Source organism: Kitasatospora sp. NPDC096140, assembly GCF_040303045.1.
Classification (GTDB): Bacteria; Actinomycetota; Actinomycetes; order Streptomycetales; family Streptomycetaceae; genus Kitasatospora.
Map to the genome: position 1 here is coordinate 151,970 of NZ_JBEOUW010000001.1, position 9,854 is coordinate 161,823.

Consider the following 9,854-nt stretch of genomic DNA (forward strand, 5'->3'; position numbering starts at 1 on the left):
GGCGCGCGGGCGGGCTGCCGGTGTGGAGGCCCAGAATACGGGTGCCCGTTCGAGCCATGCACGCACCCACCGCCCCGACGGGCCGGTGTCGTGTGCCATACCGCCCGCCTGGCCGCTACTCGGGGGACCCTCCCGGGTGGTCCGGCGCTGGTCCGGACGGGTGTCCCGGCCTCCGAACGGCGGACGGACCGGGGCGGCGGCCGGGCCTTCGCAGCCGTTCCAGCGGGACCTCGCGGACGCCGCGGCGCGGCCGGCCGAGCGGTGGCCGGTACCCGGCGCGGCCGAGGGCGGGCAGGTCGACCGGCGCGAGGTACTCGCTCAGAGCGGTGCGGCGCCACCACGCGCCGGTTTCCCGCAGTTCGCGCCAATCGGTGAACCGGTAGAGGTAGAGGGTCGCCCGGACGTGGGTCGGTGGGGCGTCCGGAAAGGGGTTGTGGCGCAGCAGCCGGAGCGTGGCCGGGTCGCCGGAGAGCAGGCGGGCGACGAGGGGCAGGAACCAGGGGCGGGCGTAGCCGGGCGAGATGCCGGCGAACCACATCAGCCAGTCCAGCCGCAGGTGGTAGGGGGCGTACTGACGGGGCAGGCGGCGCACGTCGCCGGGTTTGCCCTTGAAGCCGTACTCCCGCCACACGGTGCGCGGGGTGAGGACCGCCTCGTCGGTGCCCTCGACCACGACCTCCTGGCGCAGGCGGTTGACGCTGCCGAAGGCGCCGTAGGTGTTGACGAGGTGGAGGCGGTTGAAGGACCGGTTCATGACCTGGCCGCGGGAGACCATGTTCCGCACCGGCCAGTAGCTGAGGACGACGACGGCCGCGGTCAGCGCGATCACCAGCGCCTCGTACCAGAGCGGGGTGCCGGGGTAGGCGCGGGCGTGGACGGGCAGGCCGAGGCGGGCTGGTTCCACGGCGGCGATGGCCAGGGTCACGGTGAGCCAGTTGAGCCAGGCGAAGTTGCCGGAGGCGATCAGCCACAGCTGGGTGGCGATGACGGCGCAGGCCGCGTAGCTCGCGACCGGCTGCGGGAGCAGCAGGGCGAGCGGTACGACGAGTTGGACGAAGTGGTTGGCGGCGACCTCGACCCGGTGCAGCGGGTCGGGCAGGTGGTGGAAGAACCAGCTGAGCGGTCCGGGCATCGGCTGGGTCTCGTGGTGGTAGCGGAGGCAGGTCAGGTCGCGCCAGCAGCTGTCGCCGCGCAGTTTGATCAGTCCGGCGCCGAACTCGACGCGGAGGACCAGCCAGCGCATCAGCCACAGCACCGGGGCGGGCGGTGCGGTGTCGGCGTTGCCCAGGAAGGCGGCGAGGAAGCCGGCTTCCAGCAGCAGGGACTCCCACCCGAAGGAGTACCAGGTCTGCCCGACGTTGACGATGGAGAGGTAGAGGGTCCACAGCACGGCCCAGAGGAGGATCGAGGCCCAGAGCGGCACCGCGTCGCCGAGCCCGGCCGTGACGGCGGCGGCGAGGGCGGCCCCGCTCCATGCGACGGCGGCGAAGAAGCGGTCGCTGTAGTGGAGGTGGAAGAGGCCGGGTGACTGCCGGAAGGAGACGCGCGCGGTGAACCGGGGCACCGGCAGCATGCCGTGCTCGCCGATGAGGGCGCGGAACTGCGCGGCGGCGTTGAGGAATCCGATCAGGTAGAGCGCGGCGAGCAGGCGTTGGACGAGCAGCCGGCTCAGCCAGTAGTCGGGGGCGGCGAACCAGTCCATGCGGCCCATGCCTACCACCGCCGTCCGGCGGGCGGGCCCGGCCGGGGCGCGGGCGGCGGACGGTTCACCCGCTCGGCCCGGCCGGGGCGCGCGGCGCCGCGGGTGGCGGAGTTCCGGCGGTACCGGGACGGCACTGTGGCGGGGAGCCTCTCATCGGGGGTGAGAGGCGCCCCGCCACGGTGGTGGGTGGTGCGGGTGGCGATGACGGCGCGGATGGTGCGGATGGTGCAAGTCGCGCAAGTCACGCAAGTGGTACGAGCAGTACGACTGGTGGACGGACTGTGCGTAGTGCCTGTCGTGCGGGGGACGTGGGTGATGCGGGTGATGCGGGTAATGCGGGCCAACCGGCCCGCACGGACGGATCGGGCGGTTCGGGCGCGGGCCTCGATGCCGCACGCGGGCGACCGGTCGGCGGCTCAGCCCGGCAGGACGAGTCCGGCTCCGCCGGCGATGCCCGGACGGCCGGTCGCGGTCGCGGCGCCGTTCTGCTGCAGCCGGTCGACCAGCAGCGCGGCCAGCGTGCCGAGCTCCTCCTCCGTGCGGGACTGTGCGGTGACGTCCATGCCGACGGTGAGGACACCGTTGACCTGGCCGGTGCGCGCGGCCCGCAGCGGGGTGCAGGTGAAGCTGAAGATCTGCTGGATGCGCTGGGCGTCGGGGCTGGTCGACTGCACCCGGACGTCGTTGAGGACGGTGGTGCGGCCGGTGCGGTACGCCTCCGAGACGGCCTGCTGCAGGCCGGCCACGCCGAGTTGCGGGTAGGCCTGACCGATCGCGCCGTACGCCACCGGGGCACCGAAGGCGTTGGCGTGCTGGGCGTTGGCGTAGCGGATCTCCTGGCCGGGGCCGTCGGTGAGCATGATGGGGAACGGGGAGCCGTCGAAGGCGGCGAACATCTCCTGCTGCTGGGCGAGCAGGTTGTCGCGCAGCCGGATCTCGGAGAGCAGCGCCTCGGCGAGGTGCTGGATGTCGCGCAGCCGCTCGCGGCCCCACTGCCGGGGTTCCCGGTCGAGGACGCAGACGGTGCCGATGACGGTGTTGGTGTCGTCGACGAGCGGGGCGCCGAGGTAGGCCCGGACGCCGAGTTCGTCCACGACGGGGTTACCGGCGAACCGGGGGTAGGCGAGGATGTCGTCCAGCGCGAGGGGCGAGCGCTGGGCGACCACGTGCGGGCAGAAGCCGTGGCTCATCGGCATCTGACGGGTCGGAAGGTCGAAGGCGATGCCCCGGTCCGCCCACGAAGCTCCCTCTTCGGCCGCGATCTCGGCCGAGTTTGGCGGAATGTAGAGCCCCCGGAACATCTGGCGCTCGTCGTTGATGAAGTTGACCATCGCGATGGGAGCGCGGGTGATGCTGGCTGCCAGGTGCGCGAAGCGGTCGAAGGCCTCGTCCGCGGACGGTTCGTTCAGACCCAGGCTGCGCAGCCTGCGGGTCCGCTCGGACTCCCCGGCGGCACCCGGGAACTGGCCTTGAGTGCTCATCACATCAGTCATGGCGCACATGTAATCAGACATCCGGGCCCTTCGGTGCTACCGGTACCGGTCACCAGCGTTGCTGATGCACAGTCAAAGCCGCATGTGAACGGGCGCTCAGCCGGGTTGCGAGGAGGGGAAAGATCATTCCCCTACCCACATGGGAACGAAACCCGTGAGTAACTACGACGCGCCGAATCTCGCCATTCCAAGATCAACTAGCTGTGAAGGGGGTGTTCACATATGACAATGAGCCCTGCCGGAGACACGGACGGTATTCCTCTCCCCCCGGGAAACCGCGCCAGGGTCCGCATGCACCGATTGCAAGGGAGCGATCGGCCGCCACACCTCCACACCCCCACCCGATATCCCCGGGGCGCGGCCGGAGCGGCATCGACGGCATGAACGGAGGCACGACACCCACTGGAACGAGAGGACCAAGCATGGCTATGGACTACTTCACCGACGAGCGACACGAGAGCCTCCGGGCGGAGGTCCGTGAGTTCGCGGAGAAGGAGGTGCGTCCGCAGGTCGCCAGAATGGAGGCCGACCGGGAGGTCGAGTTCGAGCTCTCCCGGGAGATCGCCCGCCGCGGCTGGATCGGCGTGACCATCCCCAAGGAGTTCGGCGGCCTGGGGCTGGGCCACCTGGCCAAGACCATCATCGTGGAGGAACTCGCCCGCGTCAGCGGCGCGATGGGCGCCATGGCGCAGGCCTCCCAGCTCGGCGTCGCCAAGGTCATCCACTTCGGCTCGGACGCGCAGCGGCGCGAGTGGCTGCCGAAGTTCGCCTCGGGCGAGTCCCTGCCGACCATCGCGGTCACCGAGCCGGAGTCGGGCGGGCACGTGCTCGGCATGGCCGGCACCGCCCGCCGCGAGGGCGACGAGTACGTGATCAACGGCCGCAAGTGGTTCGTCGGCAACTCCCACATCGGCGACGTGCACGGTGTGGTCTTCCGCACCGACAAGGGCAGCGGGGGGCTCTCCGCCTTCCTGGTCGAGAGCGACCGGCCGGGCTTCCGCACCGGCACGCTCGGCACCCAGGGCGGCCTGCACGGCTTCAGCTTCGGCGAGCTGATATTCGAGGACTGCCGCATCCCGGTCGGCAACCGGCTGGGCGAGGAGGGGCAGGGCCTGGACGTCGCCTACTCCTCCTCCACCCTCTACGGCCGCCTCAACCTGGGCGCCGTGGCGCTCGGCATCCACGTCGCGATCGTCGAGGACGTCGTGCGCTACGCCGAGGAGCGCGTCCTGTACGGCAAGCCGCTCAACCAGCTGAACAGCGTCGCGCTGAAGCTGGGCGAGCTGCAGTCCAAGCTGATGACCGCCAAGCTGGCCGCGTACCACGCCTCGCACCTGCTGGACAACGGCAAGCCGTGCGACGCCGAGCTGATGAACGCCAAGCTCATCAACACCGAGTACGCGATGGACTCGGCGCGCAGCGCGATGGAGATCCTGGCCGCCCGCGGCACCCAGGAGGAGTTCAACATCATCCGCTACCTGCGGGACGCGACCCACATCTACGCCCCGGCCGGCACCTCGGACGTCCAGAAGCTCCGGCTCGGGCAGGTCGCCTCGGGCACCTACGGCAAGCAGTGGTCGGCCGAGCTGTCCGACCTGGCGAGCTGGGCGTGGACCGAGCTGAACCAGCTGGAGGCCGAGGGCCGCGACGAGAAGGACGGACGGGTGGTGCCGATCTCGCTGGCGGGCTGATCACCGGTACCGGTCCGGGCGCCCCCCGCACCTGACCGGGCTGATCAGCGGCACCCGACCTCCGGCCAGGGCCCGGCCGGGACAGACGGTGACGATCCTTCAGCATACGATCGTTTGACCTGTTCCTGACGGCCCTCCGGGAAGCGCACCCCGCCTCCCGGAGGGCCGTCCGCATGTCACGACGAAGGCGCTGAGCTGCGGCGATCCGTCGGCGAACGCTCCGGCCGCCGAGAACCTCCCGGGTCATCAGCCGTTCACATATCGTCAGTTGATGTTGCGATGAGGCCACCTGGGACTGATAGGTTTCCTGCCGTCGGCGGCCGTGGCTGTACACCGCCCGGACGGTGACACCGCGTCACCCCGTCCGGCGGCCCCGGCCTCGGCGCCCTGAAGCCCGCCCGGGCCGCACGGGCCGATCCGTCGTTCGGACCCGCGACCCGGCCTGCAACTCGGCCCTGCAACAAGGAATCAGATGCCAGGCATATCGGCCCCCCGCACGGGCCACCGCGCCGGCCGGTCCGGCTCCCTCCGCAGCTCGCTCCTCGCCCTCGTGCTGGTCCCCAGCCTGGGCCTCGCCGCAGCCTGGGGCTACGCCGCCTACCTGCTGCGCGACGCCGGAAACCGCACCGCGCTGCTGATCGGCACCGCCGTCGTCGCCGTGGTCCTGCTGTTCAGCCTGATCCGCGGCATCCGGGCCGCCCGGATGCTGTCCGGCCGCCTCTCCGGGCTGCGCGCCGACACCCTCGCGCTCGCCCAGCAGGAGATCCCCGAGGTGGTCGGGCGACTGCGCGCCGGCGAGCCGGTGCCCACCCCGCCCGCCTGGGCGCCCTCCCGCCGGATCGGCGACGAGGTCCAGCAGACCGCCGACGGCCTCGCCGCCGTCCGCCAGGCCGCCGTCGCCGCCATCGTCCACCAGGCCCAGGGCCGCGAGGGGACGAAGAAGGTCTTCCTCAACATCGCCCGCCGCACCCAGATCCTGATCCACCGCCAGATCAGCATGCTCGACGCGCTGGAGCGCGAGCACGAGGAACCCGAGCTGCTGCGTGAGCTGTTCGCGGTCGACCACCTGGCCACCCGGATGCGGCGCAACGCCGAGAACCTGGTCATCCTCGGCGGCGCGCTGCCCGCCCGCCGTTGGCGCAACGCCGTGCCCATGGTCAACGTGCTGCGCAGCGCCGTCTCCGAGACCGAGAACTACGCCCGTGTCGTCGTCCAGGGCGTGCCGCGCGCCTCGCTCAGCGGACAGGCCGTCGCCGACGTCATCCACCTGATCGCCGAGCTGATCGAGAACGGCACCACCTTCTCCCCGCCGTACACCCAGGTGCAGGTCTCCGCGCAGGAGGTACCCAAGGGCCTGGCGGTCGAGGTCGAGGACCGCGGCCTCGGCATGGGCGAGGAGGAGTACGAGCGGCTCAACGAGTACCTGGCCAACCCGCCGGAGCTGGACGTCTCCGCGCTCGGCGACGACCTGCGCCTCGGCCTGTTCGTCGTCGCGCGGCTGGCCGCCCGGCACGACATCCAGGTCACCCTGCGGCCCTCGCCGTACGGCGGCACCCGGGCCGTGGTACTGGTGCCCTCGGCCCTGCTGGAGCAGGCCGAACAGCCGGCCGCGGTGCCCGGACTGCCGTCCGGCGCACGCGTCACCCGCACCCCGGTGCCGGACGCCCGGGCGACGGGAGACGGCGACCTCGGGGAGGTCGACGAGGAACTGTCGGGCGCGCTCGCCGGAGTGCTCAGCGGACTGCTGGGCAACGGGCCGACCGGACCCACCGGGCCGGCCTCCCCGGAGACCGGGCTCGACGGTGCTCCGGGAACGACCACCGGCGCCGTCGCGGGCGACGGCACCGTGATCGCCGGCGAGCTGGTCGACCCGCGACCCGCGGACGGCGGCCGGACGGACGGCGGTCTCCTCGACGGCGGACTGATCGACGGCGGGCTGCTGGAGGGCGGTCTGCTGGACAGCGGGCTGATCGACGGCGGACTCCTCGACGGCGGGCCGCGGGACGGTGCTCCTGCGGCACCGGCCAACGGCGGTCTGCCCGTCGGCGCCCGGATCCCCGGACTGCCCGGTGCCGTGGTCGTCCCGCGGCCCGCCCTGCCGCGCCCGTACGACGTCCCCGGCGGCGCGGGTGGCGACGTCCCCGCGGACGCCCTCGCCGAGGGCCCGTCGGCGGGCCACTACGGCACGGAGTTCGCGGGCGAGCCGGCCGCGGTGCCCTTCGACCCGGCGCCCTTCGACCCGGCGCCCGCCGACCACTCCGCGACGACCCACGAACGCCCGCAGGAGGACCGCGTGGAGCACGGCCCGGACGGCGAACTGCGCACCCCGCGGGTCCTGCCGCAGCGGGTCCGCAACGCCAGCCTCGCCGAGCAGCTCCGCGAGGCCAACGCGCCCGGTGCCCTGCTCCCGCCGTCCCTCGGCCACCCCGGCCATGCGGGCCCCACCGGCGCCGTCCGACCTGCCGCGCCGGGCACCCCGGCGGCTCCGGCCGCCCCGCTCGCGCCCCGGTACGGCGGTGCCGAAGCCGACGCCGAAGCCGAGGACCCGTCACCGCAGCGCTCCCGCGCCACCATGGCCGCCATCCAGCGCGGCACCCGGACCGCCCGCGCGGCCGCCACCGAACCGGGCGCCCCGGCCTCCCCGGCGCCCGCCGCCCCCCGCACCCCGGCCGCACCTTCCGCCGCTCAGGAAGCCTCCGCCGCTCAGGAAGCCAAGGAACAGCAGTGATGACGCAGCACACCGAAACCCAGCGCGACCTCAACTGGCTGCTGGACCAGCTGGTCGCACGGGTCCCCGAGACCCGGCACGCCATCGTCCTCTCGGAGGACGGCCTGCTGGTCGGCATGTCCCAGGGCCTCGACCGGGCCGACGCCGAGCACCTGTCCGCCGTCGCCTCCGGCCTGCAGAGCCTCGCCCGCGGCGCCGGGCACCGCTTCAACGGCGGACGGGTCCGGCAGACCGTGGTCGAGATGGACCAGCTGTTCCTGTTCGTCACCACCGCCGGGCAGGGCGCCCGGCTCGCCGTCCTGACCAGCGAGCAGGTGGACGCCGGACTGATGGCCTACGAGATCAACATGCTGGTCAAGCAGGTCGGCCAGTACCTGACCGCGGCGCCGCGCAGCGATGCCGGCCAGGTCGGCGTGGGTGGCGGTGCGTGACCACCGCCGACACCGACGAGGGCTGGTTCTACGACAAGGACGCCGGCCATCTGGTCCGCCCCTACGCGATCACCAACGGGCGCACCGGGCCGGTCCGTGACGGCTTCGCGCTGATCACCCTGGTGGTCACCGCCGACCCGCGCACCGACACCACCCGGCTCTCGCCCGAACCGGCCGCGATCATCGACCTGTGCCGCGAACGCCCGCTGGCCGTGGCCGAGATCGCGGCCACCCTCGACCTGCCGGTCAGCGTGGTCAAGGTGCTGCTGGACGACCTGGCCGAGGCCCGGCTGATCCTCACCCGTGCCCCGGTCGAGCTCGCCGAAGCGCCCGACATCTCACTGATCCAGGCCGTGATCGAGGGAGTCCGCAGACTCTGAGGGGCGGTGCCCCCGCCGCGGCCGTACCGACGGCCGACGGGGGCACCGCCCGACGCGGCTCCGGTCGCGCCGACGGCCCGGTTCCCCGGTCGGCTCCGGTCGGCTCCCGTCAACCCGGGCGGCCCGGCCGGCCCCAGGCGGACCGGCTGCCCCAGTTGCCCCCCGCTCTCCCAGTTCCCTTCCAGGAGACCCGAATTGACGACCAAGAGCCTGGTGCCAGGCGCGGTCAAGATCCTCGTTGCCGGCGGCTTCGGCGTCGGTAAGACCACCATGGTCGGCTCGGTCAGCGAGATCGAACCGCTGCAGACCGAGGAACGGATGACCCGCGCCAGCATCGGGGTCGACAGCCTCGACGGCATCCAGGACAAGTCCACCACCACGGTGGCCATGGACTTCGGGCGGATCACCGTCCGCGAGGACCTGGTGCTCTACCTCTTCGGCACGCCGGGCCAGTTCCGCTTCTGGTTCATGTGGGACGACCTGGCGCTCGGCGCCCTCGGGGCGATCATCCTCGCCGACACCCGACGGCTCGAATCCAGCTTCGCCGCCGTGGACTTCTTCGAGCAGCGCGGCATCCCGTTCGCGATCGGCGTCAACTGCTTCCACGGCCGCCGCGACGCCACCCCCGACGAGGTGCGCCGCGCCCTCGACCTCGGGCCGGAGGTCCCGGTCGTGCTGTGCGACGTCCGGGAGCGGGCGTCCAGCAAGGAGCTGCTGCTCGCGCTGCTCGACCGGGTGCACCGCAACGCCCTGGCCTCCGGGCGGCGGTGAGGGCGGTCGCCCGCCCCGCGGGCGGCCCTGGCTGCGCGGCTGGCCGTGGCTGTACGGGTGGCCGTGCCGTCGGCCGCGGGCTGCGCGGGCGGTCGGTCCCGACTGCGGAGCCGTGCGGCTAGGCGTGCGCCGGGTCGAGCTCGGCGAGCGAGCCCACCAGCGGAGCGAGCTCGGGGACCTCGGTGGCCCGGGCCAGGGTCGCCTCCAGGACGGCGTCGTGCACGGGCCGGGCGACCGCCAGCAGGTCGCGGCCCGCCGGCGTCAGCTCGGTGTAGATGCCGCGCCGGTCGTCCGCGCAGAGGTAACGGCCCAGCAGGCCCCGGTCCTCCAGCCGGCTGACCAGCCGGGTGGTCGCGCTGCTGCTGAGCGCCGCCGCACGGGCCAGCTGCTGCATCCGCATGTGCCAGCCGTCCTGGCGCGAGAGCGCCTCCAGCACGGTGTACTCGACCACCGAGAGCTTGCACTCGGCCTGGAGCGCCTTCTCCAGCGCGGTGTCGATCATGCCGTGCAGGGCGGCGAGCGTACGCCAGCCGCGGGCCCGGATCTCGGCCGCGTCGTCCCGGATCCCCATGGCGCGCCGTCCTTTCCGCTGCACCGCGTGGTCGGTGCCTCCTGGGCGACAAGTATGCCAGTCAGCGCGGACTACCGGTCCCTGCAA

Annotated in this window: 8 protein-coding genes; 5 read left to right on the top strand and 3 right to left on the bottom strand. The window is 72.9% G+C overall.

The window, feature by feature from the left end; translation table 11 throughout:
- Positions 1-115: 115 nt before the first annotated feature.
- Together ABT048_RS00690 and ABT048_RS00695 are read right to left on the bottom strand one after the other, a co-directional pair.
- Positions 116-1,702 (bottom strand): lipase maturation factor family protein, encoded by a 1,587-nt coding sequence (locus tag ABT048_RS00690; RefSeq protein ID WP_350519275.1) that lies wholly within the window; start codon positions 1,700-1,702, stop codon positions 116-118.
- A 416-nt stretch (positions 1,703-2,118) separates the two neighbouring features.
- On the bottom strand, positions 2,119-3,195 hold the full coding sequence (locus ABT048_RS00695; RefSeq protein WP_350519083.1) for a GAF domain-containing protein: 1,077 nt from the start codon (positions 3,193-3,195) through the stop codon (positions 2,119-2,121).
- A 422-nt stretch (positions 3,196-3,617) separates the two neighbouring features.
- On the opposite strand from ABT048_RS00695, the gene ABT048_RS00700 reads away from it, so the two are divergent.
- The 5 genes from ABT048_RS00700 to ABT048_RS00720 all read left to right on the top strand — a co-directional run bounded on the left by ABT048_RS00700 (position 3,618) and on the right by ABT048_RS00720 (position 9,196).
- Complete coding sequence (locus ABT048_RS00700; RefSeq protein ID WP_396547472.1) at positions 3,618-4,886, top strand: acyl-CoA dehydrogenase family protein; 1,269 nt, start codon at positions 3,618-3,620, stop codon at positions 4,884-4,886.
- Between the two features lie 472 nt (positions 4,887-5,358).
- Complete coding sequence (locus ABT048_RS00705; protein ID WP_350519084.1) at positions 5,359-7,614, top strand: ATP-binding protein; 2,256 nt, start codon at positions 5,359-5,361, stop codon at positions 7,612-7,614.
- On the top strand, positions 7,614-8,045 hold the full coding sequence (locus tag ABT048_RS00710) for a roadblock/LC7 domain-containing protein (RefSeq protein WP_350519085.1): 432 nt from the start codon (positions 7,614-7,616) through the stop codon (positions 8,043-8,045). Before ABT048_RS00705 ends, ABT048_RS00710 begins: the two co-directional genes overlap by 1 nt.
- The gene (locus ABT048_RS00715) at positions 8,042-8,425 is read left to right on the top strand and encodes a DUF742 domain-containing protein (RefSeq protein WP_350519086.1); all 384 of its coding nucleotides are present in this window, start codon (positions 8,042-8,044) and stop codon (positions 8,423-8,425) included. Before ABT048_RS00710 ends, ABT048_RS00715 begins: the two co-directional genes overlap by 4 nt.
- Positions 8,426-8,620: 195 nt before the next feature.
- The gene (locus ABT048_RS00720) at positions 8,621-9,196 is read left to right on the top strand and encodes a GTP-binding protein (protein ID WP_350519087.1); all 576 of its coding nucleotides are present in this window, start codon (positions 8,621-8,623) and stop codon (positions 9,194-9,196) included.
- 118 nt (positions 9,197-9,314) lie between these two features.
- Here ABT048_RS00720 and ABT048_RS00725 read toward each other — a convergent pair whose 3' ends face one another.
- On the bottom strand, positions 9,315-9,767 hold the full coding sequence (locus ABT048_RS00725) for a MarR family winged helix-turn-helix transcriptional regulator (protein ID WP_350519088.1): 453 nt from the start codon (positions 9,765-9,767) through the stop codon (positions 9,315-9,317).
- Between the last annotated feature and the right edge of the window lie 87 nt (positions 9,768-9,854).